A 25,128-nucleotide genomic window follows, 5' to 3' on the forward strand; every position below is an offset into this window, starting at 1 on the left:
CGGTGTGTTCCTAGACAGCTCCACCACATCGGAGGTCTTCGCCATGATCAAGCCCGGCAACCGTTAACAACGCTCGTGATCAATACACCTAGGGCGCGGGGAACGGCGCGCTCAGCTCCCGGGGCGTCCGCCCGGCTGGGCGTGCACGTCCCGGTGCGCCTTCGCCAGCTCGGCGTACATCGTGCCGTTGAGGGTGAGACCCTGCCGCTCTTCCTCCGACAGCTCCCGCCGGACCTTGGCGGGCACCCCGGCGACCAGCGACCCGGGCGGCACCACCATCCCCTGCGGCACCAGCGCCTGCGCGGCGATCAGCGACCCGGCGCCGATGACGGCTCCGTTCAGCACGGTCGCCCCCATGCCGACGAGGCAGTCGTCCTCGACCGTCGCCCCGTGCACCACCGCGTTGTGCCCGATGGAGACCCGCTCGCCCACCGTCACCGGAAAGCCCGGATCGGCGTGGAGCGTGCAGTTGTCCTGCACGTTGCTGCTCGCCCCGACGGAGATCGACTCGACGTCCCCGCGCAGCACGGCCCCGTACCAGACGCTCGCGCCGGCGCCCAGCGTCACGCCCCCGATCACCGACGCCGTCGGCGCCACGAACGCCGTCTCGTCGATCTCCGGCTCCCTGCCGCCGATCCCGGTGATCATCGCCCGCTGTGCCATACCCGCCTCCTGAGGTGTCGTGGACACCCCGCACCGTACGCCACCGGGTAGGGCGAAGATCACAGGCCCTCGGCCCGCTGCCGGCTTGCCCGGCTGAGTACGGTGAGCTCGTGCCGAAGCGCAAGAACACGTTCTCATCCTGGCGGCGGGGCCTCGCCCAGCGCGCCGTCCACGCGGGCTGGGCCTGGTTGCAGCGCACGGCCTCGGTGACCGCCGAGCACCCGGGGCGCTACCGCTTCGGTGCGATGGGAACAGGTACCAGGCTCGCCTTCCCGCTCGGCACGGTCTTCGGCGAGCCCTGGATCCACCTCGGCTCCCACTGCATCATCGGCGAGCAGGTCACCCTGACCGCCGGCCTGATGCCCGACCTCGACCTCGGCCCCGACCCCATCCTGCGCATCGGCGACGGGGTCGTGCTGGGCCGGGGCAGCCATGTCATCGCGGACACCGCGGTCACCATCGGCAGCGACTGCTACTTCGGCCCGTACGTGTACATCACGTCCACGAACCACTCCTACGACGACCCGCACCAGCCGATCGGCAGGCAGTGGCCGCGGATGGAGCCGGTGGAGATCGGGACCGGCTGCTGGATCGGCACCGGCGCGGTCATCCTGCCCGGGGCCCGGATCGGGCGGAACGTGGTGGTGGCCGCGGGCGCGGTGGTGCGGGGCGCGGTGCCGGACCACGCGGTGGTGGCGGGCGCCCCGGCCCGCGTCGTACGGCGCTGGACCCCGGCGGACGGCTGGCAGCCGCCGCTGCGCACCCCGGCGCCGGTGCCGATACCGGAGGGTGTCACCCCCGAGCAGCTGCGGGCGCTGTCGGAGCTGGACGAGGAGACGGCGGCGCGTCTGGCCGCGCTGGACGAGGAGACGGCGGCCGGCCTGGCAGAGCTGGAGCCCGGCTCCTGAGCGGGCGGTCGGGTGTGGCCTGAGCCGGCTCTTGAGCGGACCGGTCGGGTGCGGCCGGGCTCTGGCTCCTGGCCGGGCGGTCGGATGCGGCCCGAGTCGGCTCGTGAGCTGACGGTCGGATGCGGCCCGACCCTGGCTCCTGGCCGGGCGGTCGGGTGTGGCCCGGGCGCGGCCGTCGGGGGCGGTGGGGCCTGCGCCCGCCGTGGTGCGGCCGGATCAGCCCGATGCGAGCAGGACCGTCCCGACCAGGGCCAGTCCCGCGCCCGCTGCCTGGATCGCCCGCAGCCGTTCGCGCAGGAACCCGCGCGCGGCCACCGCCGTCACCACCGGGTAGAGCGAGGCGAGGACGGCCGCCACGGTGACCGGGCCCTGCTGGGCCGCGATCGAGTACGTGCCGTTGGCGGCCACGTCCGCGAGGCCGACGAAGGCGAGGGCCGGCAGGGCGCGCCACGGGAAGCCCTCCACCGGGAGAGCGGGTGTGCCCCGGCGCACGGAGACGTACAGCGCCAGCCCACCGGCGGCGACGTTCGTCACCCGCTGCACGAACAGGGCGAGGAACAGGCCCGTGAGCGTCGTCGAGGCCTCCGCGATCAGGGCCATCACCGCGCCGAAGCCGAACGCCGCGAGCAGGGTCAGCGCGATGGCCTGCCGCTGCACCGGGGCGCCCCGGAACTGCGGCCCGCCCGCGAGACAGACCCCGGCGACGGCGACCAGGATGCCGACGAACTGCAGCAGCCCGGGTCGTTCGCCCAGGACCAGACCCACTCCGACGGGCACCGCCACGCCGATCGAGCCGAGGGGCGAGACCACGCCCATGGGGCCCAGCGCGAGCGCCTTGTAGAAGGCCAGCATGGCCACCGGCCCGACGAGACCGGCCGCAACGGCGAACCACAGCTGCGGGCCCGTCTCGCTCCAGCCGCCGGTCGCCACGACGACCGCGCCCAGCACGGCCACCGCGATCGACTGCGAGACGACGACCACGGTCAGCGCCGGGACGCGCCGGGTCAGCAGCCCGCCGCCGAAGTCGGCCAGGCCCCACAGCACGCTGGTGGCCAGGGCGAAGAGCGCTGTCATGGGACTCGGGCCTCGCAGTACAGTTCAGTGAACGATCAGGTCAACCACACCACAGTGCATCCTGTTGCACTGTGTCATACAGAATATTGGACGGAATGTGTCGGACCTCGACCTGCTGACCCAGTCCCTGGCGCGCAGCGTCAAGCACTGGCGCGCGGTGCGCGGCTTCACCCTGGACGTGCTCGCCGCCCGCGCGGGCGTCAGCCGCGGCATGCTCATCCAGATCGAGCAGGCCCGCACCAACCCCAGCCTGGGCACCGTCGTCAAGATCGGCGACGCGCTCGGCGTCAGCATCACCACCCTGCTGGAACACGAGCAGGGCCCGAACGTCCGCGTCGTCCCCGCCGAGCAGGCCGTGCGGCTGTGGCACACCGACGCCGGCAGCTACAACCGGCTGCTCGCCGGCACCGAGGCGCCCGGCCCGCTGGAGATGTGGGACTGGCGGCTCATGCCCGGCGAGAGCAGCCCGTCCGACCCGCACCCCGCCGGCACGACCGAACTGCTGCACGTCACGACGGGCGAGCTGACGCTCACCGTCGACGGGGTCGAGCACCGCGTCCCCGCGGGCGCGACCGTCCACTTCGAGGCCAACGTCCCCCACACGTACGGCAACACCGGCGAGGTGCCGATGGAGATGGTCATGGCCGTCTCGGTGCCGCCCGTGCCCTGAGACACCCGGGCCGGAAGCGGGCGCGAGTTGTTAGCGTGCGGCCATGCGCGCACCCATCGGACACTTCGACGACGCCCGGCCCGCCCCCGACTGCCTCGACCAGCTCACCGGCCCCGTCGCCGAGGCCGTTCGCCACTGGCGGGGCGGCGTCCCGGCCGAGCGGATCCTCTACGTGGACACCGAGCCCGAATGGGCCGACACGGCCACCTTCGTGGAGCACTACGGCCGGGAGCTGCTGGAGAGGTCGGCGAACTGCGTGGTGGTCACCGGCAAGCGCGGCGGCGAGGCCACCCGCGCCGCCTGTGTCGTGCTGTCCACCACCCGGGTCGACGTGAACAACACCGTGCGCCGCCGGCTCGGCGCCCGCAAGGCCTCCTTCGCCCCGATGGACACGGCCACCGGCGAGACCGGCATGGAGTACGGCGGCATCACCCCGCTGGGCCTGCCGGCGGGCTGGCCCGTACTGGTGGACGCCGCCGTCGTCGACCTGCCGTACGTGTTGGTCGGCAGCGGCCGGCGGCGGGGCAAGCTCCTGGTGCCGGGCAAGGCGTTCGCGGAGCTGCCGGGCGCCGAGGTCGTGGAGGGGCTCGGAGTGGCCTGACCTACGCCGCCGTGTGGTGCGCCAGCGGCAGATGTGGGTCGCTCTCGCCGGGGACCGGCTCCGGGTCCGCGTGCACCAGGGCCGCGGTCAGGCGGGGCACCGCGTGCAGCAGCGCGTGCTCGGCGTCGACGGCGATCCGGTGGGCCTCGCGCACCGTGACGTCCCCGTCCACCACGACCGCCACCTCGGCGCGCAGCCGGTGGCCGATCCAGCGCAGCCGCAGCTCACCCACCCCGCGCACGCCGGGAACCTCGGCCAGCGCCCGCTCGGCCCGGTCGACCAGGGCCGGGTCGACGGCGTCCAGCACCCGCCGGAACACCTCCCGGGCCGCGTCCCGCAGGACCAGCGCGATCGCCGCCGTGATGGCCAGGCCGACGACCGGGTCGGCCAGGTGCAGGCCCAGGGCCGAGCCGCCGGCCCCCAGCAGCACGGCCAGGGACGTGAAGCCGTCCGTGCGGGCGTGCAGTCCGTCGGCGACCAGCGCCGCCGAACCGATCGCACGGCCCACGCGGATGCGGTAGCGGGCCACCCACTCGTTGCCCGCGAAGCCCACCAGCGCGGCCACGGCGACCGCCGGGACGTGCTCCACCGGGCGCGGGTCGAGCAGCCGGTCGACCGCGGTCCAGCCGGCGAAGACCGCCGACGCCGCGATCGTCAGCACGATCACCAGGCCTGCCAGGTCCTCGGCCCGGCCGTAGCCGTAGGTGAAGCGGCGCGTGGCCGCCCGCCGCCCCAGCACGAAGGCGATGCCGAGCGGCACGGCGGTCAGCGCGTCCGCGGTGTTGTGCACCGTGTCCCCGAGCAGCGCCACCGAACCGGAGGCGGCCACCACGAACGCCTGGGCCAGCGCCGTCGCGCCGAGCACCGCGAGCGAGACCCACAGCGCCCGCATGCCGCGCGCGGAGGACTCCAGCGCGGAGTCGACCTTGTCGGCCGTCTCGTGGGAGTGCGGGGTGAGCAGGTGCGCCAGGCGGTGGCGCAGGCCGTGCCGGCCGTCGCGCGCACGGCCGTGGACGTGGACGTGGACGTGGGCGTGTGCGTGGGCGTGCCCGTGGTCGTGGGGGCGGCTGTGCGGGTGGGAGTGCTCGTGCCGGTCGCTCACGGGGGTTCCCTTCCGGTGCGGGCGAGTGGACGCGCACGCGTCCTCGGCGCCATTATGTGCGTATGAGCGCACGCATGCACCTGTCATCTGCGCACCATGCGCATCAGCGCAGCCCCGGCGAGGAGCAGTTCGCGCTGGCCGCCGAACGGCTGGCGCTGCTCGGGGACCGGACCCGGCTCGCCCTGCTGCACGTGCTGAGCGGGGGAGAGGCCGATGTCACGACGCTCACCGAGGCGTGCGGGGCGGCCCGCCCGGCCGTCAGCCAGCACCTGGCCCGACTGCGCCTGGCCGGCCTGGTGAACACCCGCAAGGAGGGCCGCCGGGTCGTCTACTCACTCCGCGACGGCCATCTGCGCCGGCTCGTGGACGAGGCGCTGAACGTGGCGGACCACCGGATCGCCGACCGTCCCCCGCACGACTGAGTCAGGACCGCGCGGCGCGTCGTAGGACTGAGTCAGGACCGCGCGGCCGTCGCACGACCGAGTCCATAGCGCGTGGCCGTCGCACGACCGAGTCAGTATCGTGCGGCCGTCGCACGACAAGTCAGTAGCGTGCGGCCGTCCCCAGGTACTGCTCGGCGAAGGCGGCCGCCGCCGCGGGCGAGGTGAACAGGCGGCGCAGCCGGGCCAGCGTGGTGCCCGCGCGGAACGGATCACCCGCCGCCGTGCCGTGGTACACCTCGGACAGCCACTGCGAGAACTCCTGGTAGTCCCACACGCGCCGCAGACAGGCCCGGGCATAGCCGGCCAGGCCGCCGCCCTCGCCCCGGGTCAGCCGGTCCACCAGCGCGTCACCCAGCAGGAAGGCGTCGTGCAGGGCGAGGTTCATGCCCTTGGCGGCGATGGGCGCGACCAGATGGGCCGCGTCACCGGCCAGGAAGAGCCGGCCGTGCACCATCGGCTCGACCACGTAGTCGTGCATGTCCAGCACACGCTTCTCGATCAGCCGCCCCTCCGTCAGCGGCGGCGCGCCGGACGCCCCGAGCCGCTCCCGGAGCTCCGCCCAGACCCGCTCGTGCGGCCAGTTCTCCGGGTCGTCGCCCGGCGGGCACTGCAGGTAGTAGCGGGTCACCTCCGGGCTGCGCGGCATCTGGCCGGCGAACCCGCGGGCGTGACAGCCGAACAGCACGCAGTCCGCGGACGGCGGGGCCTCGGCGAGCAGGGCCAGCCAGCCGATGCCGTAGTCGTGCCGGGCGATCCGGACCCGGTCCGGGGGCAGCGACGCCCGGGTCACCCCGCGCGCCCCGTCGCACCCGGCGACGAACTCCGTGCGCACGACCTGCCGTTCGCCCGTGTCCGGGCAGGCGTACGACACCGAGGGCCGGTCGGAGTCGAGGTCGTGCAACCGTACGTCCCGGACGCCGAAGACGATCCGGCCGCCGCGCACTTCGGCGTACTCGCGGACCAGGTCCGTCACCAGCAACGGCTGCGGGTAGACGAAGTGATGGCTGCCCGTCAGCTCGCCGTAGGAGAAGCGGTAGCGCTCCCCGTCGAAGCGGAACTCGCACGCGGTGTGCAGTTCCGCCCGGTCCAGCAGATTGCGGGCGAGGCCCCGCTTCTCCAGCCCCCGTACGGCCCACTCCTCGATGACCCCGGCCCGGGGCCGCTGTTCGATGAACTTGCGCGTCTCGGTCTCCAGGACCAGGCAGTCCACCCCGGCGGCCTGCAGGATGTTGCCGACGGTCAGACCGGCGGGGCCGGCGCCCACGATGACGACCGGAACGCGTTGCGGGGCGCCGGAGTCGGCAGGCGGCGGTGGCTGGGTCATGCCGCTCATTATGGAGGCCCCCGCCCGGGGACGGGCACGTTCGGGGCGCCCGTCCGGGGAGCGCCTCAGGAACCCTGCGCGCCGCCCCGGCCGAGCCGCGGGATCTCGATCGCCGGGCAGCGGTCCATCACCATCTCCAAGCCCGCGGCCCGGGTCCGCTCGAAAGCCGCCTCGTCGACGACGCCCAGCTGGAACCAGACGCCCTCGGCGCCCTTGGCGACCGCCTCGTCCGCGACGGCTCCGGCCAGCTCGCTGTTGACGAAGACGTCCACGACGTCCACGTCGAAGGGGATGTCCGCCAGGCTCGCGTACCCCTGCTCGCCGTGCACCGGCTCGGCCTTCGGATGCACCGGCACGACCCGCTTGCCGTAGCGCTGGAGCACGGCCGCGACGCCGTACGCCGCGCGCTGCCGGTTGGACGACAGGCCCACCACGGCCCAGGTGTCGCCGAGCTCGTCGAGAATCCTGCGGACCGTTGCGTCGTCGCCGTACACCGGCGGCCTCCTCGGAACGTCGTGGCTGAACTGCTGTCCGGGCAACGACGCGGGGCGCGCGCTGATTCCCCGCGAACCGCCGTGATAGCTTGCCGAGGCCAGTCGAACCCATGTACGTGGGTCAGGGAATCCGGTGGAAATCCGGAACTGACGCGCAGCGGTGAGGGGGACGGGCGGGGCCTCGGCCACTGGACTCCGGCACGGACGTCCGGGAAGGCGCTCCGCTCCGGGTGAACCCGAGTCCGAAGACCTGCTGGCGGCCCCCGCGGCCGGTGCGCGGCGGGGGAGCACCGTACGACCGGGCTCCGCGATCGGGCCCTCGACGACTGAGGACTGGTTCCCCGTGCCCCTCGCCCCACCCGCCCGTGCCGCCGTGCTGCTCGCGGCCGGCTCCCTGCTCCTGACCGGCTGCGGCGACGCCGAGCCCGCCCCAGCGAAGGCCGCCGCGGCCACCCTCGTCAACTGCGGCCACGAGGTGCGGGTCGGCGCCCCGCCCCGGCACGCCGTCTCCCTCGACCAGGGCAGCACCGAGATCCTGCTCCCCCTCGGCCTCGCCGACCGCCTCGCGGGCACGGCCACCTGGACCGACCCCGTGCTGAAGGGACTGGAGAAGGACAACGCGCGCGTGCCGCGCATCGCCGACGGCACCCCCTCCTTCGAGCGGGTCCTGGACGCGGACCCGGACTTCGTCACCGCCTCCTTCGTCTCCACCCTCGGCCAGGGCGGCGTCGCCACACGCGAGCAGTTCGAAAAGCTCGGCGTCCCGACCTACGTCTCCCCGTCCGACTGCGCCGGCAAGGACAACTCGGGCGGCGGTGACGGCGCCCGCGACAAGGCTCTCGGCATGGACGCGGTCTACGGGGAAGTGCGCGACCTCGCGGCCGTCTTCGGCGTGAAGGAGCGCGGCGACGAGCTCGTGGCCTCCCTCCGGCAGCGGATGGAGAAGGCCACCGCGGGGGTCGACGCCTCCGACGTGACCCTCCTGTACTGGTTCGCCAACTCCGAGTCGCCCTACATGGCGGGCTGTTGCGGGGCGCCCGGCATCATCACCCGCTCCCTCGGCGCGAGGAACGTCTTCGACGACACACACCAGGAGTGGCCGCAGATCAACTGGGAGACGGTCGCCGACCGCGACCCCGACGTCCTCGTCATCGGCGACCTGACCCGCACGTCGCAGACCGCCGAGTCGGCCGCGAAGAAGATCGCCTTCCTGGAGTCCAACCCGGCCACGAAGAACATGGACGCCGTCCGGCACAAGCGGTACGTGCTGCTCAGCGGCCAGGCCATGAACCCGACCATCCGCACGGTGGAGGGCGTGGAGCGCGTCGCCGCCGGGCTGCGCCGGTTCGGCCTGGTGAAGTGACCGCCCCGGGCCTTCCGGACGCCGGGGCCCGGTCCCGCCGCGGGGCCGGGCTCGCCCTGGGCGCGGCCGGGGCTGTCGCACTCGCCGCCTCCCTCGCGATCGCCATCACCATCGGCCCCGCCGACATCGGGGTCGGTGACGTGTGGTCCGTGGTGGCCGCCCATCTCGGCCTCGGCCATTCCGGCCTGACACCGATCCGGGACGGCATCGTCTGGCAGCTGCGGCTGCCGCGCACCCTGCTCGCCGCCGTCTGCGGAGCCGGACTCGCCGTGTGCGGGGCGGTGATGCAGTCGCTGCTGCGCAACCCGCTCGCCGACCCCTTCGTGCTCGGGGTCTCCTCGGGCGCCTCCACCGGCGCGGTCCTCGTCGTCGTGCTCGGCGCGGGCGGCGGTGCCGTCTCCGTCTCCGCGGGCGCCTTCATCGGGGCGCTGGTCTCCTTCGCGCTGGTCCTGCTGCTCAGCCACACCCTGGGCGGCAGCACCGACCGGGTGGTCCTCGCCGGGGTCGCCGCCATGCAGCTGTTCTCGGCGCTCACGTCCTTCGTGGTGATGACCTCCGCCGACGCCGAGACGACCCGGGGCGTGCTGTTCTGGCTCCTGGGCTCCCTCGGCGGCGTCGGCTGGACCGACGTGTGGCTGTGCCTGGCGGTGCTGGCCGTGGCCCTGGTGGTGTGCCTCGCCTACGCCCGTACCCTCGACGCCTTCGCCTTCGGCCAGGACGCGGCGGCCGCGCTCGGGGTGTCCGTGGCCCGCACCCGCCTGGTGCTGCTGTGCGTCACGGCCCTGCTCACGGCCGCGCTGGTCAGCTCGGCCGGCGCGATCGGCTTCGTCGGGCTGGTCCTGCCGCACGCCGCCCGGGCGCTGGCCGGGCCCGGGCACGCCCGGCTGCTGCCGGTCACGGCGCTGGCCGGTGCGGTGTTCCTGGTGTGGGTGGACACGCTGGCCCGGACCGTCCTGGATCCCCGGGAGGTGCCGGTGGGCGTGGTGACCTCGCTGATCGGGGTCCCGGCGTTCGTGGCCGTGCTGTACCGGACCCGGAGGACGCGGTGAGCGGGACGGGAGCGGGAGCGGGGGCCGCCGACCGCCGGGCCGGGCGCAGCGCGGGTGAGGCGCGGGGCGAAGGGCTCGAGCGGGCCGGGCTCCCTGACGGGGTGCCAGGTGAGAGGGCTGAGCGGGATGAGAGGGCTGAGCGGGCCGGCTGTCAGGGCGACGGGCTGCGGGCCGAGCGGGTCGGGCGTCGGACCGACGGACGCCTCATCCTCGACGGTGTCGTCCTCGCGCCGGAGCCCGGCTCCACCCTCGGCGTGCTCGGCCCCAACGGCTCCGGCAAGTCCACGCTCCTGCGGCTGCTGGCCGGACTGCTCGCCCCGACCGCGGGGGTCGTCACCCTCGACGGCACACCGCTGGGCGACCTGCCCCGCCGTACCGTGGCCCGCCGCCTCGCCGTCGTCGAGCAGCAGTCGGACACCCAGGCCGACCTGACGGTGGAGGACGTCGTACGGCTGGGCCGCATCCCGCACCGGCGGGCCTGGACACCCGCCTCGGCGGACGACGAGCGTGCCGTGCGGGCCGCCCTGGAGCGCACCGGCCTCGCCGATCGCGCCGGCCGGCGCTGGCACACCCTCTCCGGTGGCGAGCGCCAGCGCGTCCAGATCGCCCGCGCGCTCGCCCAGGAGCCCCGCGAACTCCTCCTGGACGAGCCCACCAACCACCTCGACATCCACCACCAGCTCGGCCTGCTCGCCCTGGTCGCGCGGCTGCCGGTCACCACCGTGGTCGCCCTGCACGACCTCAACCTCGCGGCGATGTACTGCGACCGGGTCGTCGTGCTGTGCGCGGGGCGGGTCGTCGCGGGCGGGACACCGGCGGACGTCCTCACCGAGGAGCTGATCGCCGAGGTGTACGGGGTGCGGGCCGCCGTCCACCCGGACGGCCCCGAGGGGCGCCCCCACGTGCGGTTCCTGGGCACGCTGGACTGAGCGACGGCTCACTCCGTGGCGGGACGGGTGGGCCGAGGTGACCGGAAAACGGCGCGCATGACTGCGCGGGCGGGCCCGCCCGCCTACGCTCGCCTCGTGCTGCGCATCATCGACGCCCGTACCGGCGAGCCGGCCGCCGCCGCCCCGGCCCGCCGGGGCCTGACGCGCGTGGAGGTGCACGCGTCCGGCTCCGAACCGACGGACCTGCGGGTGCTGCTGGTCGCGGACCTGCTCGTGCGGGCCCTGGAGATCGGCGGCACACCCGTGTGGGCCCTGCTGACCGGCGGTCACCGCCAGGCCGAGCTGCGGGCCCGGGCCGCGGCCCTCGGCATCCGTCTCTTCGAGGACAGCCACGATGTCGGCGCGGGGCTCGGTGAGGCCCAGGTCGTCCACGTGGCGGCCGAGGGCGGCCCGGCACCGGACGGCCTGCGCATCGCCGTGGCACCGGTACGACCGGACCCGCCCGGCCCTCTCCGCCTGGTCGGGCCATCCGGCCCGTTCGGCTCCCTCGGCTCCTCCGACGCGTCCGTACGGCCGGGCCCGGCCGACCCGCTCGGCCCCTCCGGCCTGCCCGACCCCTCCGGCGAGGCCCGCCTCACCGACGAGGCCGGTCCCTCCGACGCGGCCGGCCCCGCCGACCCCGCCGCTGTGCGGCTCGCCCTGTTCGCGCGGCATCACAGCGTCGGCGTCCGGCTGGACGGGGCCGCGCTGGGCGAGGCACGTACCACCCTCGCCCGCTGGCGCGCGGCGGTCGCCCGGTGGGCCCGGCGGCCGTCGCGACCCGTCCCCGACGACGTGCGGGCCCGGCTGCGCGACGCCTGGGAGGACGACCTCGACGTGCCCGGGGTGCTGGAGGTCCTGCGCCGGGTGGAGAGCGACCCGGAACTGCCGGACGGCGCCCGCTTCGAGACCTACGCCCACGCCGACCGGCTCCTCGGCCTCGACCTCACCCGCGACCTGGGAAGCTCCTGATGATCGAACGTGCCGGAACCGGTCCGCTGCGCCGCCTGGTCGTGCTGCGGCACGCCAAGTCCGCCTGGCCCGTGGACGTCGCCGACCACGAACGGCCCCTGGCCCCCCGCGGCCGCCGCGACGCCCCCGCCGCCGGACGGGCCCTGGCCGAGGCCGACTGCCTGCCCGACCTCGCCCTGTGCTCCACCGCCGTACGCGCCCGCCGCACCTGGGGGCTGGCCGCCGCCGAGTGGGGCACGCCCCCGCCGGTCCGCCACGACCGGCGCCTGTACGCCGCCGGGCCCGCCGGTCTGCTGGCCGTCGCGCGGGAGGTGCCCGCCGAGGTGGAGACGCTGCTGCTGATCGGCCACAACCCCGGCCTCGAGGAACTGGTCCTCGCCCTGGCGCGCGACGGCCTCGACGACACCCTGGAACGGGTCCGCACCAAGTTCCCCACCTCGGCGATCGCCGTCCTGTCCTGGCGCGGCGCGACCTGGCGGGACCTCGGGCCCGGCACGGCGCTGCTGACGTCCGTGACCGTGCCCCGAGGCGCGCGGAAGTAGCCCCGGGCTCGCGCATAGGCTGGCCCGATGCAGGACGAATACCGCACGGTCGCCCGCGCGGGCGTGCACGAGACCGAGGTCAACCGCTCCCGCTTCCTGTGCTCCCTCGCACCGGCGGCCACCGAGCAGGAGGCCCAGGCGTTCGTCGCCGCGGTCCGCAAGGAGCACGCCGACGCCACCCACAACTGCTGGGCCTACGTCATCGGCGCCGACGCCTCCGTGCAGAAGGCGAGCGACGACGGCGAACCCGGCGGCACCGCCGGCGTCCCCATGCTCCAGATGCTGCTGCGCCGCGACATGCGGTACGTCGTCGCGGTCGTCACCCGCTACTACGGCGGGGTCAAACTCGGCGCGGGCGGTCTCATCCGCGCGTACGGCGGGGCGGTCGGCGAGGCCCTGGACGCCCTCGGCACGCGCACCCGCCGCAGGTTCCGCCTCGCCACGGTCACCGTCGACCACCAGCGGGCCGGGAAGCTGGAGAATGAGCTGCGCGCCACCGGACGCGAGGTCCGGGACGTGCGCTACGGCGAGGCGGTCACCATCGAGATCGCCCTTCCGGACGCCGACGTCCAGCCGTTCCGGGCCTGGCTCGCCGACGTGACCTCCGGCACGGCGGGGTTCGAGGCGGGCGGCGAGGCCTACGGGGACGCCTGACGTTCCGCCCCGAAGCGGTCATAACGGTCGCTTTCGTGGCGGGAGATGACGGTCGATACGGGAGTAACCGCCCGTGCTGTCAGACCCGGCGGTTAGTCTCGGGGGATCATGAGACTGCTGCACACTTCCGACTGGCACCTCGGCCGGGCGTTCCACCGGGTCAATATGCTCGGGGCGCAGGCCGAGTTCATCGCCCACCTCGTCACGACCGTGCGGGAGCGGGCCGTGGACGCGGTGCTCGTGTCGGGAGACGTGTACGACCGGGCGGTGCCGCCGCTCGCCGCGGTCGAGCTGTTCGACGACGCCCTGCACCGCCTCGCGGACCTCGGCGTGCCCACGGTGATGATCTCCGGGAACCACGACTCGGCCCGCCGGCTGGGCGTCGGCGCGGGCCTGATCGGCCGGGCCGGCATCCATCTGCGGACCGAGCCGTCGGCGGCCGGCACCCCGGTGGTGCTGTCCGACACCCACGGGGACGTCGCCTTCTACGGGCTGCCCTATCTCGAACCGGCTCTGGTGAAGGACGAGTTCGGGGTGGAGAAGGCCGGGCACGAGGCCGTGCTCGCCGCCGCCATGGACCGGGTCCGAGCCGACCTCGCCGCCCGTGCGCCCGGCACGCGCTCCGTGGTCCTCGCGCACGCCTTCGTCATCGGCGGCGAGCCCAGCGACAGCGAGCGGGACATCACCGTCGGCGGCGTCGCGGCCGTGCCCGCCGGCGTGTTCGACGGCGTCGACTACGTGGCGCTGGGGCATCTGCACGGCTGCCAGACCCTCACCGACCGCGTCCGCTACTCCGGCTCCCCGCTGCCCTACTCCTTCTCCGAGGCGGCGCACCGCAAGAGCATGTGGCTCGTCGACCTCGCCGCCGACGGCTCCGTCACCGCCGAGCGCGTCGACTGCCCGGTGCCGCGCCCCCTGGCCCGGATCCGGGGGTCCCTGGAGGAGCTGCTCGCCGACCCGGAGCTGGCCCGGCACGAGGAGGCGTGGGTCGAGGCGACCCTCACCGACCCGGTCCGCCCGGCGGACCCGATGGCCCGGCTGACCGCGCGCTTCCCGCACACGCTCAGCCTCGTCTTCGACCCCGACCGGGCCGAGGACGACCCGGAGGTCTCCTACGCCCGCCGCCTCGCCGGCCGCAGCGACCAGCAGATCGCCGAGGACTTCGTCGCCCATGTACGCGGCGCCGGACCCGACCCGCACGAACAGGGCGTGCTGCGCGACGCCTTCGACGCGGTGCGGTCCGACGAGGCCGTACGGGAGGTGGCCCGGTGAGGCTCCACCGGCTCGCGGTCACCGCCTTCGGCCCCTTCGGCGGCACCCAGACCGTCGACTTCGACGCACTGTCGGCGGCCGGACTGTTCCTGCTGCACGGACCCACCGGCGCGGGCAAGACGTCCGTCCTGGACGCCGTGTGCTACGCCCTCTACGGCTCCGTTCCCGGGGCACGGCAGGGCGGCGGCCAGGGCGCCACCCTCCGCAGCGACCACGCCGCCCCCGCCACCCGCACCGAGGTCACCCTCGAACTCACCGTCGCCGGACGCCGCTTGGAGATCACCCGCCAGCCGCCCTGGGAGCGCCCCAAGAAGCGCGGCACGGGCACGACGGTGGACAAGGCCCAGACCTGGCTGCGCGCCTACGACGCCACGGCCGGGACCTGGAAGGACCTCAGCCGCTCCCACCAGGAGGTCGGCGAGGAGATCACCCAGCTGCTCGGCATGAGCCGCGAGCAGTTCTGCCAGGTGGTGCTGTTGCCGCAGGGCGACTTCGCGCGGTTCCTGCGCGCCGACGCCGAGGCCCGCGGCAAGCTCCTGGGCCGCCTCTTCGACACCCGCCGCTTCGCCGACGTGGAGAAGCGCCTCGCCGACCGCCGCCGGGCCACCGAGACCCGGGTCCGGGAAGGCGACGCCGCGCTGCTCGCCGACGCCCACCGCATGCAGCAGGCCGCCGGCGACGCCATGGAGCTGCCGGAGCTGGTCCCCGGCGAACCCGGGCTCGCCGACGCCGTACTGAGCGCCGCCGCCGTCGCCCGCAGCACCGCCCGGGAGCAGCTCGACGTCGCCGCGTGCCGGCTCGCCGCCGCCGAGTCCGCGCAGGCCGCCACCGCCCGCGCCCTGGAGGACGTCCGTGAACGCGCGCGGTTGCAGCGCCGGTTCGCCGACGCGCGGGAGAAGGCGGCCCTGCTGGAGCAGGGCGCCGAGGCCTACCGCCAGGCGCAGGCGCTGATGGAGCGGGCCCGCAAGGCCGAGGCGGTCGCGCCCGCCCTGGAGCTGCGGGAGGCCGCCGAGGCCGAGCACCGCCGGGCGGCCGACGCCGAGGCACGCGCGCGTGCGCTGCTGCCCGAGCGCTTCGCCGGCGAGGGCGCGGCCGGACTCGCCGCCGCCGCCCGCCGCGCCGCCGAGGAACTGGGCGGACTGGACTCCGCCCGCCGCGCCGAGCGGCGCCTGGCCGAACTCCTCGACGAGCGCACCGGCCTGGACCGCCAGGAGCGCGCCGACGCCGACCTCCTGCAGGAGGCGGAGGCCTGGCTCGACGGCTGGGAGGAGACCCGCACCGCCCTGCAGGAGCAGGTCGACTCCGCGCAGCAAGCCGCGGCCCTCGCCGAACAGCTCGCCGTCCGGCGCGAACCCGCCCGGCAGCGCCTGAGGGCGGCCCGGCTGCGCGACCAGCTCGCCGAGGACACCGAGCGGGCCGTCGAACAGGTCCGCTCCGCGCAGCAAGATGCGCTGCGCGCCCAGCAGCACTGGCTCGAACTCAAGGAACAGCGCCTCAGCGGCATCGCCGCCGAACTGGCCGCGCAGCTCACCGACGGCGCGCCCTGCGCCGTGTGCGGCGCCACCGAGCACCCCGCCCCCGCCCGCAGGGTCGCCGGGCACGTCGACCGCGAGGCGGAGGAACAGGCGCTCGCCGCCTACCGGCGCGCCGACGCGCAGCGCGCCGAGCAGGAGCAGCGGCTCGCCGCCGTACGCGAGGCGCTGGCCGCCGCCTCCGCCGAGGCCGGTGACACGCCCACCGGCCGGCTCGCGCGGGAGGCCGAGGAGCTGGAGGAGCAGTACGCGCACGCCCGGGGCGCCGCCGCCGGGCTGCACTCCGCGCAGGAGCGGCTGCGCCAGGCCGGGCAGGAGCACGAACGCCGGATCGCCGCCCGGCAGGAGGCCGCCGTGCGCACCGCCGCCCGGGTCGGTCACCGCGAGCGGCTCGACCGCGAACGGGCCGCGCTGCGGCAGGAGCTGGACCTCGCCCGGGGCGACCAGGACAGCGTCGCCGCACGGGCCGCGCAGGTGCAGCGGCGTACCGCACTGCTCACCGACGCCGCCGACGCCGCCCGGGTCGCCGAGGACACCGCCCAGCGGCTCAAGGACGCCGACGCCCGGCTCGCCGACGCCGCCTTCCGCGCCGGCTTCGAGACCCCGCAGGCCGCGGCCGACGCGCTGCTCGACCCCGCCGCACACCGGGAGCTGCAGCACCGGCTCGACGCCTGGCAGACCGAGGAGGCCGCCGTCCGGGCCGTCCTCGCCGAGGCCGACACGGTCGCGGCGGCGCAGCTGCCGCGGGCCGACGTCGAGTCGGCGCAACAGGCCGCCGACCTGGCCACCAGGCGGGTGCGCGAGGCCGCCTCCGCGCACGACGCGGCCGGCCGGCGCTGCGCCGAACTCGACCGGCTCTCCGCCCGGGCGGCCGAAGCCGTGCGTCGGCTGGGGCCGCTGCGCGAGGAGCACGACCGGGTCGCCCGCATGGCCGGGCTCACCGCCGGCACCTCCGCGGACAACGAACGCCGGATGCGCCTGGAGTCGTACGTCCTCGCGGCCCGGCTGGAGCAGGTGGCCGCCGCGGCGACCGTGCGGCTGCGGCGCATGTCGTCCGGCCGCTACACCCTCGTCCACTCCGACGACCGCACCGGACGCGGCCGCAGCGGCCTCGGACTGCACGTCGTCGACGCCTGGACGGGCCGCGAGCGCGACACGGCGACGCTGTCGGGCGGCGAGACGTTCTTCGCCTCCCTCGCGCTCGCCCTCGGCCTCGCCGACGTCGTCACGGACGAGGCGGGCGGGGTGCGGCTGGACACCCTCTTCATCGACGAGGGCTTCGGCAGCCTCGACGACCAGACCCTCGACGAGGTCCTCGACGTCCTCGACTCGCTGCGCGAACGCGACCGCAGCGTCGGCATCGTCAGCCACGTGCCCGACCTGCGGCGGCGCATCCACGCCCAGCTGGAGGTCGTCAAGGGCCGGTCGGGTTCGGTGCTGCGGCAGCGCGGCACGGGCTGAGCTCAGCGGCCCAGCGGGCGCCGGGGCAGGGGCGAGGAGTACACCACGCTCGTCGTCACCGAGCCCAGGGCCCCGATCCTCCCGGACACCTCCTCCAGATGGCGCATCGAGCGGGCCGTCACCTTGATGACGAAGCAGTCGTCGCCGGTGACGTGGTGCGCCTCCAGGATCTCCGGCGTGACGGCGACGAGGTCGTGGAAGGGCTTGTAGTTGCCGTGGGGGTAGCGCAGCCGCACGAACGCCAGGATCGGCAGCCCGAGCCGCTCCGGGTCGACCACCGCCGCGTACCCCTGGATGACCCCGGCCTCCTCCATGCGCCGCACCCGTTCGGTGACCGCGCTCGCGGACATGGAGACGGCACGGGCCAGCTCGGCGAAACTGACGCGGCCCTCACGCTGGAGGACCTCGAGGATGCGCCAGTCGGTGGCGTCCGGGGAATACGCGGTCATGGCCGAGGGATAGCAGGGAAATCCCCGGCGGATCAAGCCGGACGCAGTGGATCGCCGCTTCAGACAGCGGTCCGGCGGCCGTAGTTTTCTGGTCATGACCACCACCGTGAACTCCGTCCTGCGGGTCGCCCCCGCCGCCCCGGCCGAGGCCGCCGCCCACTTCCGCGCCGCCCTCGCCTTCCACACCGACGTGTCCGACGTCGCCGCCGCGCTCGCGTCCGGCGATCCCGGCTTCGTCCTCGTCGACTCCCGCTCCACCGAGGCCTGGGACCTCGGCCACGTCCCCGGCGCCCTCCACCTGCCGACCGCGCTCGTGGCCGAGCGGGCCGCACAGTTGCTGGACCCGGCGGTGCCGGTCGTGACGTACTGCTGGGGCCCGGGCTGCGACGGGGCCGCGCGGGCGGCCCTGGCCCTCGCCGAACTCGGCTACCGGGTCAAGGAGATGCTCGGCGGCTTCGAGTACTGGGTCCGCGAGGGCTTCGCGTTCGAGACCCGGCGGGGCCGCGAGCGCCGGGCCCCGGACCCGCTGACGGCGCCCGTGGACGGCGAGGACTGCGGCTGCTGAACCCCCTTGTCGCCGCCGCGAGTTGACCCTGTAGGTTCAGGCGCCATGGTGCGATACGCGGAACCGGGCGTCGTGGAGTGGGTGGAGTCGGGCGGCGGGCCGCTGATAGCGGTGCCCGAGACCGTCCTGCCGTTCTGGGCGGGCGCCGACGGCGAGGAGACGGCGTCGGACTACGACCGGGCCTGCGAGGTGGACGGACAGGCCGGGCTGCTCCCCGTCGGCGACGGCACCGCCCTCGTCCTGGGCGACGAACCGGCCGCGACGGCCTACCTGCCCGGGCCCGGCCTGTTCGTCCGCTGGTGCGCGGCCGACTCCGAGGAGGAGGTGCTGGCGAGCGTCCCCTCGGCGGTCGCCACGGCCGCATGGGGCCCGGAGCTGACCTGGCGGGTGCCCGGGCCGGTCCGTCTCTTCGACGCGGCCTGGCCCGGGACGGGCCTCACGGGCACCGGCCAGGTCCGGGTCGCCCTGGAACCCGGTACCTACGCGGTCAGCGCGGCGCGGGCCCAGCCGGGCCCGGAGACCTGGCTGGACCTCGTCCGGCTCCGCCGCGTGCCGCCGGCCTGACAACGTCCGGCGGGAGCACCGGCGGGACGGCTACAGCTGCGACAGCTCGTCCACCAGGTCGTCCAGCCCCAGGGAACCCTGCGACAGCGCCGCCATGTGCCACGCCTTCGGGTCGAAGGCGTCGCCGTGGCGCTGACGGGCCTTCTCGCGCCCGAGCAGCCAGGCCCGCTCGCCGAGCTTGTAGCCGATGGCCTGGCCCGGCATCGACAGGTAGCGGGTCAGCTCGCTCTCCACGAAGTCGGCGGGCCTGCTGCTGTGCGAGCCGAAGAACTCCTGGGCCAGTTCCGGTGTCCAGCGCTCGCCGGGGTGGAAGGGCGAGTCGTCGGGGATCGTCAGCTCCAGGTGCATGCCGATGTCGATGATCACGCGCACGGCCCGCATCATCTGCGCGTCCAGGTAACCGAGCCGCCGTTCGGCGTCGGTGAGGAAGCCCAGCTCGTCCATGAGCCGCTCCGCGTACAGGGCCCAGCCCTCGGCGTTGGCGCTGACCATGCCGACGCTCGCCTGGTAACGGGAGAGATCCGCCGCCACGTGCTTCCACTGGGCGAGCTGGAGGTGGTGGCCGGGCACGCCCTCGTGGTACCAGGTCGACACCAGGTCGTAGACCGGGAAGCGGTCCTTGCCCATGGTCGGCAGCCAGGTGCAGCCCGGGCGGGAGAAGTCGTCCGACGGCGGCGTGTAGTACGGGGCCGCGGCGCTGCCGGGAGGCGCGATGCGCGACTCGACCCGGCGCACCCGCTCGGCCAGGTCGAAGTGGGTGCCGTCGAGCGCGTCGATCGCCTCGTCCATCAGGCCCTGCAGCCAGTCGCGCACCCCGTCGACGCCCTCGATGTGCGTGCCGTGCTCGTCGAGGTGGGCCAGCGCCGCCCACGGCGTGGCCGCGCCCGGCAGGATCTTCTCCGCCTCCGCCTTCATCTCGCCCAGCAGGCGGTGGTACTCGGACCAGCCGTAGGCGTACGCCTCGTCCAGGTCGAGGTCCGTGCCGTTGAAGTACCGCACCCAGCGCGCGTACCGCTCCCGCCCGACCACGTCCGGCGCGCCCTCGATCGCCGGCGCGTACACGTCCCGCATCCAGTCGCGCAGCGCCACCACGGCCCCGGTGGCCGCGCGGGCCGCCGGGTCCAGCTCCGACCGCAGCGCCTCGGGGCCGGCGGCCGCGTACTGCTCGAACCAGCCGTGACCCTGCCCGTCCGCGTCGGCCCACTCGCCGAGCTGGGCCACGAAGGTGGCCGTGGCACGGGGCCCGGCGTACAGCTTGCGCTCCAGGCCGAGCGCCAGGGACTCCCGGTAGCCCTCCAGCGCCGCCGGGACCCCGCGCAGCCGCTCGGCGATCGCCGCCCAGTCCTCCTCGGTCCGCGCCGGCGTCACGGTGAACACCTGGCGCACCGCGTGCGCGACGGAGCTCAGGTTGCTGACGGAGCGCAGGCTCTCGTCGGCCCCGTGCACGGCCAGTTCGGCGGTGAGCCGCTCGCGCAGCAGCCGGGCGCAGCGGCGTTCGATGTCGCTGTCCGCGCCGGGCCGTCGCTCGGCCTCGTCCAGCCGGGCCAGCGTCCGGCGCGCCAGCTCGGCGAGCGCCTCCTGGCCCGCGGGGGAGGTGTCGGGCAGCCTGCTGGAACTCTCGGAGACGCCGAGGAACGTGCCGGTGATCGGGTCGAGGGCGACGAGCTCGTCGACATACGCGTCGGCGACCTCACGGGGCAGCGGGCTCTTGATCTCAGACATGCGGCCATCCTCGTACGGCGGACCGCGCACGTCACGCGGATTGAGCCGTGGGCGAAGGCGGCAGCAGCGGCCCGCACTCCCACTGCTGGAAGATCAGCCGGGTCTCCACCCGGGCCACCTCCCGCCGTGCCGTGAACTCGTCCAGCACGAGCCGCTGCAGATCGGCCATGTCGGCGACCGCGACATGCACCAGATAGTCGTCGGGACCGGTGAGATGGAAGACCGTCCGGGACTCCGGAAGCGCCCGGATCCGCTCCACGAACGGCCCGACCAGCTCCCGTCGGTGCGGCCTGACCTGCACCGACAGCAGCGCCTGCAGTCCGCGCCCCAGCTTGGCCGGATCCAGCTCCAGCCGGTGCCCGAGGATCACCCCCGAGCGCCGCAGCCGGGCCACCCGGTCCAGACAGGTCGACGGCGCCACCCCGACCTGCGCGGCGAGATCCCGGTACGTCGCCCGGGCGTCGTTCTGCAACAGCCGCAGAAGGTGAAGATCAACCGGGTCCAGTACGACAGCTTCGGCCATCGACCGAACGTAGCACGGGATTCGCCGCCGCCGGCCCGGCCGGTGTTCACCCTTCCGTCATGGACACAGCGAGCATGGGCGCCTACGACGACGTACGCACCGCACCGCGAGCACTCGCCACCGAGGCCGTGCACGCCGGCCGGGACGATCTCGCCCGGCAGGGACTGCACGCCCCGCCGATCGACCTGTCCACCACCTACCCCTCGTACGACAGCCGCGGCGAGGCGGCCCGGATCGACGCCTTCGCCGCCACCGGCGCCGAGCCGGACGGCCCGCCCGTGTACGGGCGGCTGGGCAACCCGACCGTCGCCCGCTTCGAGACCGCCCTGGCCCGCCTGGAGGGCACCGAGGCGGCGGTCGCCTTCGCCAGCGGCATGGCCGCGCTGACCGCCGTCCTGCTGGCCCGGGGCGCGACGGGCCTGCGCCACGTCGTCGCCGTACGCCCCCTGTACGGCTGCAGCGACCATCTGCTCACCGCCGGGCTGCTCGGCACGGAGGTCACCTGGACCGACCCGGCCGGGGTCGCCGACGCGTTGCGCCCGGACACCGGTCTGGTCATGGTGGAGTCCCCGGCCAACCCGACCCTCGCCGAGGTCGACCTGCGGGCCGTGGCGCACGCCTGCGGCTCGGTGCCGCTGCTGGTGGACAACACCTTCGCCACACCGGTCCTGCAGCGCCCGGCCGGGCAGGGGGCGCGGCTGGTGCTGCACAGCGCCACCAAGTACCTCGGCGGGCACGGGGACGTGCTGGCGGGCGTGGTCGCCTGCGACGAGGAGTTCGCCGGCCGGCTGCGGCAGGTGCGCTTCGCCACCGGCGGCGTGCTGCACCCGCTGGCCGGTTATCTGCTGCTGCGGGGTCTGTCCACCCTGCCCGTCCGGGTCCGGGCGGCCTCCGCCACGGCGGCCGAACTCGCCCGCCGCCTCGCCGCCGACCCGCGCGTGACCCGGGTCCACTACCCGCGGATCGGCGGCGCCATGGTCGCCTTCGAGGTCGACGGCGACCCGCACGAGGTCATCGCCGGGGTACGCCTCATCACCCCGGCGGTCAGCCTCGGCAGCGTCGACACCCTCATCCAGCACCCGGCGTCCATCAGCCACCGCATCGTGGACGAGGAGGACCGCAGGGGAGCGGGTGTGAGCGACCGGCTGCTGCGCATGTCCGTGGGCCTGGAGGACGTCGAGGACCTCTGGTCGGATCTCGACCGGGCCCTGGAGCGCCCCGGAAGGGGCGCGGGGCTGTGCTGATGTGCGGCTCTCCGCCGCGTGGGCGCGACCAGCCACCACGCACCCGCGCCCGCCCACTGACGCACGCCCCTACGGCGCGGAGGCGCTGCCCAGTTCCTCCGCACCGGTCGTCACCACGGATTCATCCAGCCGCGCCGTGATGACCAGCGTCCCCTCCTCGACCTGGTAGTCGAGCGGCAGCCCGAGCCCCCGCATCGCGGCGACCATCCCCGTGTTGGACGCCTGCGTCACCGCGTACACACTCGCGCAACCGGCCTCACGGGCCAGCGCGACCAGCCGCCCCAGCAGCTCCGCGCCCACGCCCCGGCGCTGCCACGCGTCCTCCACCAGCAGCGCGACCTCCGTCTCGTCCCCGTCCCACAGGAGGTGACCGAGTCCGACGATCCGCCCGGAGGCGGTCTGCACGGCGAGGGTGCGGCCGAACCGCGGGCTCAGCAGGTGGTTGAGATACCGGTCGGCATCCCCGACCGGTCCGTGGTAGCGCAGCTTCAGCGTGTGCGCCGAGCACCGCTCGTGCATCGCCCGGGCCGCCTCCAGGTCGCGGGTGTCGGCCCGCCGCACGGTGATGTCGCTGCCCTCGGCGAGGGTCAGCACGTCCCGGCCGCGCGGGACGCGCGGCCCGAGCCGGGCGTCCAGCTCCACCAGGGCCCGGGCCCGGGCGAACTCGGTCGGGGTGAAGGGCAGATGGGGCCGCTCCACGGTGATCACCCCGCCCTCGGGGGCGCGCAGCCGCATCACCGTGTCGTCGAGGGCGCCCTCGACGGGCAGACCGCCCGCCGTCCGTCCGGCGCCGGCCGGCGCGGGCTGCGAGCGGATGGTGCACCGGCCCAGCAACTGGCGTAGCGCCAGCGGCAGTTCGGCCGCGTCCAGGGCGGTGCGGGCGGCGAGGGAGAGCACCCGGGTCGGCGCGTCCACCAGGTCGTGCGCGTCGGCCCGCTCGATCCAGGTGTCGCGGCCGCCGGCCGAGGAGACCGCCGCGGTGATCGCCGAGGCCGGCAGGTCTCCCGGGGCCCGCAGCAGGAACTCGTCCACCGTGCCCTCGGCCAGCGGATGCGTCTGGAGGCTGAGGATGTCGACCCGCTGTCCGGCCAGGGCCGCGCACAGGGCGGCCAGCGATCCCGGCGCGTCCCGCACCGTGGTCCGCATCCGCCACAGCGTGTTCGCCCCCGGCACCGGCTGCGGTGCCGGGGACTCGGTATCACTCGCCGGCGGCGCGTGTTCGTGGCGTCGTGTTCGCCGGGACCGGAACGCCTCCGCGAACCGCTGCCACCGGGTGGTGGGGCGGCATGCGTCGTTCCGGTGCGGCACTGGGGTCACGTCTCGCGTCATGCACCCACTGTGACGGAACGGTGTTGCGTGATCGAGAACGCTCTGTGACCAGGGGGTAAAGGGGCGAGTTTCCCCCCTTTGTCGACGCTTCAAACGTTGCGTTCCGTGCCTACTGGCCGACCCGGCCCGGCTGCAGGACCTTGGTGAACAGTACGGTGCCGTCCTGCTCGCGCAGCCGGACCGTCAGCTCGCCGCTGCCGCCGTCGATGTCGACCTCGCCGAAGAACTGGTAGCCGCCGGCCGGGGAGACGTTGGCGGTGGCCGGGGCCTTCACGAACACCCGCTCGGGGCCGAAGGTCGCGTCCAGCGCGCTCGCCGGGAAGGCACCGGCGTTCAGCGGCCCCGAGACGAACTCCCAGAACGGCTCGAAGTCGGTGAAGGCGGCCCGCGACGGCTGGTAGTGCTGGGCCGAGGTGTGGTGCACGTCGGCGGTCAGCCACACCGTGCCGGTGATCCGCCGGTGCTTGATGTGCCGCAGCAGTTCGGCGATCTGCAGCTCACGGCCGAGCGGCTTGCCCGGGTCGCCCTGGGCGACGGCCTCGATGTCCGCGCCGTCCGGCACGACCAGGCCGAGCGGCATGTCGGAGGCGATCACCTTCCACACCGCCCGGGACCGGGACAGCTCGCGCTTGAGCCACTCCAGCTGCTCGCGCCCCAGGATGCCCTGGGCGTCCACGGGCTGGGTGCCGGGGGAGTTGGCGTCGCGGTAGGTGCGCATGTCCAGGACGAAGACGTCCAGCAGCGGGCCGTGGTGCTGGACCCGGTAGACCCGGCCGTCGGGGCGGCGCAGCGTGGAGATCGGGAAGTACTCCGCGAACGCCCGGCGGGCCCGGGCGGCGAGCACGTCGACGCGCTTCTCGGTGTACCGGGCGTCGGTGAGGATCTCGCCCGGGTACCAGTTGTTGGTGACCTCGTGGTCGTCCCACTGGATGATGGACGGCACCCGGGAGTTGAAGGCCCGCAGGTTCTCGTCGAGGAGGTTGTAGCGGAAGTTGCCGCGGAACTCGCCGAGCGTCTCGGCGACCTTGGCCTTCTCCTCGGTGGTGACGTTCCGCCAGGTGCGGCCGTCCGGCAGGGTCACGGTCGCGCTGATCGGGCCGTCGGCGTAGATGTTGTCGCCGCTGCACAGGAAGAAGTCGGGGTCCAGCGCGGCCATCGCTCGGTAGATCGTGTAGCCGCCGAACTCCGGGTTGATGCCCCAGCCCTGGCCGGCCAGGTCGCCGGACCAGACGAAGCGGACGCCGTCGCGGCGCTTCACGGACGCCGTGCGGAAGGTACCGGTGACCGGCTCGCCCGTGCGGCGCGGGTCGTCCGGGTCGGCGAGCAGCACGCGGTAGTGGATCTGCTCGCCGGGCGGCAGGCCGTGCAGCCGGGTCGTGCCCGTGAAGTCCGTGCCGGAGCCCAGCAGCGGGCCGTGCCAGCGGCGCGGGTTGCGGAACGACTCGGTGGCCGACGTCTCGACGACCATCCGGGCCGGCCGGTCGGAGCGCACCCACACCAGCCCGGAGTCGCAGGTCACGTCGCCCGCCTGGACGCCCCAGGGCGCGGCGGGGCGCCCCGAGCGCGCGAAGGCGGGCGCCGCGCCGAGCGCGGTGGGCAGGGACAGGGCCGCCGACGCGGCGAGAGAGCCGCGCAGGACGCTACGGCGCCCGGGGAACGGACGGTGGGACATGGATACG

General features: G+C 74.8%; 25 protein-coding genes and 1 riboswitch. Of the genes, 15 read left to right on the forward strand and 10 right to left on the reverse strand.

Annotated elements, in window-relative coordinates; translation table 11 throughout:
* Positions 1-111: 111 nt before the first annotated feature.
* A complete protein-coding gene (locus tag ACIGAN_RS24320) occupies positions 112-663 on the reverse strand; it encodes a gamma carbonic anhydrase family protein (RefSeq protein ID WP_365742027.1) in 552 nt (183 codons plus the stop codon).
* A gap of 110 nt (positions 664-773) precedes the next feature.
* On the opposite strand from ACIGAN_RS24320, the gene ACIGAN_RS24325 reads away from it, so the two are divergent.
* Positions 774-1,571: an acyltransferase gene (locus ACIGAN_RS24325; protein WP_365098748.1), complete on the forward strand. Its 798-nt coding sequence runs from the start codon at positions 774-776 to the stop codon at positions 1,569-1,571.
* A 216-nt stretch (positions 1,572-1,787) separates the two neighbouring features.
* Here ACIGAN_RS24325 and ACIGAN_RS24330 read toward each other — a convergent pair whose 3' ends face one another.
* Positions 1,788-2,645, reverse strand: a complete 858-nt coding sequence (locus ACIGAN_RS24330; RefSeq protein WP_365742023.1) for a DMT family transporter — start codon at positions 2,643-2,645, stop codon at positions 1,788-1,790.
* Positions 2,646-2,742: 97 nt separating this feature from the next.
* Between ACIGAN_RS24330 and ACIGAN_RS24335 the strand changes: the two genes are divergently transcribed.
* Together ACIGAN_RS24335 and ACIGAN_RS24340 are read left to right on the forward strand one after the other, a co-directional pair.
* Entirely contained in the window at positions 2,743-3,315 is a 573-nt protein-coding gene (locus tag ACIGAN_RS24335) for a helix-turn-helix domain-containing protein (RefSeq protein ID WP_399860441.1), read from the forward strand.
* A gap of 43 nt (positions 3,316-3,358) precedes the next feature.
* On the forward strand, positions 3,359-3,916 hold the full coding sequence (locus tag ACIGAN_RS24340; protein WP_365098751.1) for a YbaK/EbsC family protein: 558 nt from the start codon (positions 3,359-3,361) through the stop codon (positions 3,914-3,916).
* Position 3,917: 1 nt separating this feature from the next.
* On the opposite strand, the gene ACIGAN_RS24345 is transcribed toward ACIGAN_RS24340, so the two are convergent.
* Entirely contained in the window at positions 3,918-5,018 is a 1,101-nt protein-coding gene (locus ACIGAN_RS24345; RefSeq protein WP_399860444.1) for a cation diffusion facilitator family transporter, read from the reverse strand.
* A gap of 62 nt (positions 5,019-5,080) precedes the next feature.
* On the opposite strand from ACIGAN_RS24345, the gene ACIGAN_RS24350 reads away from it, so the two are divergent.
* Positions 5,081-5,440, forward strand: a complete 360-nt coding sequence (locus tag ACIGAN_RS24350; protein WP_399860447.1) for an ArsR/SmtB family transcription factor — start codon at positions 5,081-5,083, stop codon at positions 5,438-5,440.
* A gap of 121 nt (positions 5,441-5,561) precedes the next feature.
* Here ACIGAN_RS24350 and ACIGAN_RS24355 read toward each other — a convergent pair whose 3' ends face one another.
* Positions 5,562-6,785 carry a 4-hydroxybenzoate 3-monooxygenase gene (locus ACIGAN_RS24355; protein ID WP_399860450.1) on the reverse strand — a complete coding sequence of 408 codons (1,224 nt, stop codon included), beginning with the start codon at positions 6,783-6,785 and terminating at the stop codon, positions 5,562-5,564.
* A gap of 65 nt (positions 6,786-6,850) precedes the next feature.
* Positions 6,851-7,279, reverse strand: coding sequence for a CoA-binding protein (locus ACIGAN_RS24360; protein ID WP_365742013.1), 429 nt, complete (start codon positions 7,277-7,279; stop codon positions 6,851-6,853).
* An 82-nt stretch (positions 7,280-7,361) separates the two neighbouring features.
* Positions 7,362-7,552: riboswitch (cobalamin riboswitch) on the forward strand.
* 70 nt (positions 7,553-7,622) lie between these two features.
* On the opposite strand from ACIGAN_RS24360, the gene ACIGAN_RS24365 reads away from it, so the two are divergent.
* From ACIGAN_RS24365 to ACIGAN_RS24400, 8 genes are all read left to right on the forward strand, one after another.
* Positions 7,623-8,642: an ABC transporter substrate-binding protein gene (locus ACIGAN_RS24365; RefSeq protein ID WP_399860453.1), complete on the forward strand. Its 1,020-nt coding sequence runs from the start codon at positions 7,623-7,625 to the stop codon at positions 8,640-8,642.
* Positions 8,639-9,691 carry a FecCD family ABC transporter permease gene (locus ACIGAN_RS24370; protein WP_399860456.1) on the forward strand — a complete coding sequence of 351 codons (1,053 nt, stop codon included), beginning with the start codon at positions 8,639-8,641 and terminating at the stop codon, positions 9,689-9,691. The genes ACIGAN_RS24365 and ACIGAN_RS24370 overlap by 4 nt, the downstream gene beginning before the upstream one ends.
* 101 nt (positions 9,692-9,792) lie before the next feature.
* Positions 9,793-10,620 carry an ABC transporter ATP-binding protein gene (locus ACIGAN_RS24375; protein WP_399860458.1) on the forward strand — a complete coding sequence of 276 codons (828 nt, stop codon included), beginning with the start codon at positions 9,793-9,795 and terminating at the stop codon, positions 10,618-10,620.
* A 57-nt stretch (positions 10,621-10,677) separates the two neighbouring features.
* Positions 10,678-11,592, forward strand: coding sequence for a hypothetical protein (locus tag ACIGAN_RS24380; RefSeq protein ID WP_399860460.1), 915 nt, complete (start codon positions 10,678-10,680; stop codon positions 11,590-11,592).
* Complete coding sequence (locus ACIGAN_RS24385; protein WP_399860462.1) at positions 11,592-12,134, forward strand: SixA phosphatase family protein; 543 nt, start codon at positions 11,592-11,594, stop codon at positions 12,132-12,134. The genes ACIGAN_RS24380 and ACIGAN_RS24385 overlap by 1 nt, the downstream gene beginning before the upstream one ends.
* Before the next feature lie 27 nt (positions 12,135-12,161).
* The gene (locus tag ACIGAN_RS24390) at positions 12,162-12,788 is read left to right on the forward strand and encodes a YigZ family protein (protein WP_399860465.1); all 627 of its coding nucleotides are present in this window, start codon (positions 12,162-12,164) and stop codon (positions 12,786-12,788) included.
* A gap of 108 nt (positions 12,789-12,896) precedes the next feature.
* A complete protein-coding gene (locus tag ACIGAN_RS24395) occupies positions 12,897-14,060 on the forward strand; it encodes an exonuclease SbcCD subunit D (protein ID WP_399860467.1) in 1,164 nt (387 codons plus the stop codon).
* Positions 14,057-17,053 carry an AAA family ATPase gene (locus tag ACIGAN_RS24400; protein ID WP_399860469.1) on the forward strand — a complete coding sequence of 999 codons (2,997 nt, stop codon included), beginning with the start codon at positions 14,057-14,059 and terminating at the stop codon, positions 17,051-17,053. The genes ACIGAN_RS24395 and ACIGAN_RS24400 overlap by 4 nt, the downstream gene beginning before the upstream one ends.
* 2 nt (positions 17,054-17,055) lie before the next feature.
* Here the strand turns inward: ACIGAN_RS24400 and ACIGAN_RS24405 are convergent, their stop codons facing one another.
* Positions 17,056-17,502 carry an Lrp/AsnC family transcriptional regulator gene (locus ACIGAN_RS24405; RefSeq protein ID WP_365098762.1) on the reverse strand — a complete coding sequence of 149 codons (447 nt, stop codon included), beginning with the start codon at positions 17,500-17,502 and terminating at the stop codon, positions 17,056-17,058.
* A 94-nt stretch (positions 17,503-17,596) separates the two neighbouring features.
* On the opposite strand from ACIGAN_RS24405, the gene ACIGAN_RS24410 reads away from it, so the two are divergent.
* Both ACIGAN_RS24410 and ACIGAN_RS24415 read left to right on the forward strand, forming a co-directional pair.
* Positions 17,597-18,067 (forward strand): rhodanese-like domain-containing protein, encoded by a 471-nt coding sequence (locus tag ACIGAN_RS24410; protein ID WP_365098763.1) that lies wholly within the window; start codon positions 17,597-17,599, stop codon positions 18,065-18,067.
* A 45-nt stretch (positions 18,068-18,112) separates the two neighbouring features.
* Positions 18,113-18,631 (forward strand): immunity 21 family protein, encoded by a 519-nt coding sequence (locus tag ACIGAN_RS24415; RefSeq protein ID WP_365098764.1) that lies wholly within the window; start codon positions 18,113-18,115, stop codon positions 18,629-18,631.
* Between the two features lie 30 nt (positions 18,632-18,661).
* Here ACIGAN_RS24415 and ACIGAN_RS24420 read toward each other — a convergent pair whose 3' ends face one another.
* Both ACIGAN_RS24420 and ACIGAN_RS24425 read right to left on the reverse strand, forming a co-directional pair.
* Positions 18,662-20,353, reverse strand: coding sequence for a DUF885 domain-containing protein (locus tag ACIGAN_RS24420; protein WP_399860473.1), 1,692 nt, complete (start codon positions 20,351-20,353; stop codon positions 18,662-18,664).
* A gap of 31 nt (positions 20,354-20,384) precedes the next feature.
* Positions 20,385-20,876 (reverse strand): Lrp/AsnC family transcriptional regulator, encoded by a 492-nt coding sequence (locus ACIGAN_RS24425; protein ID WP_365098766.1) that lies wholly within the window; start codon positions 20,874-20,876, stop codon positions 20,385-20,387.
* 59 nt (positions 20,877-20,935) lie between these two features.
* Here ACIGAN_RS24425 and ACIGAN_RS24430 point away from each other — a divergent pair, with 59 nt between their 5' ends.
* A complete protein-coding gene (locus ACIGAN_RS24430) occupies positions 20,936-22,120 on the forward strand; it encodes a trans-sulfuration enzyme family protein (RefSeq protein ID WP_399860476.1) in 1,185 nt (394 codons plus the stop codon).
* A gap of 69 nt (positions 22,121-22,189) precedes the next feature.
* Here ACIGAN_RS24430 and ACIGAN_RS24435 read toward each other — a convergent pair whose 3' ends face one another.
* Positions 22,190-23,449 (reverse strand): GNAT family N-acetyltransferase, encoded by a 1,260-nt coding sequence (locus ACIGAN_RS24435; RefSeq protein ID WP_399860478.1) that lies wholly within the window; start codon positions 23,447-23,449, stop codon positions 22,190-22,192.
* Between the two features lie 109 nt (positions 23,450-23,558).
* Entirely contained in the window at positions 23,559-25,121 is a 1,563-nt protein-coding gene (locus ACIGAN_RS24440; RefSeq protein WP_399860480.1) for an alkaline phosphatase D family protein, read from the reverse strand.
* Between the last annotated feature and the right edge of the window lie 7 nt (positions 25,122-25,128).

The sequence above is a fragment of the Streptomyces sp. NPDC085931 genome, from assembly GCF_044540565.1.
Taxonomy (GTDB): Bacteria; Actinomycetota; Actinomycetes; order Streptomycetales; family Streptomycetaceae; genus Streptomyces.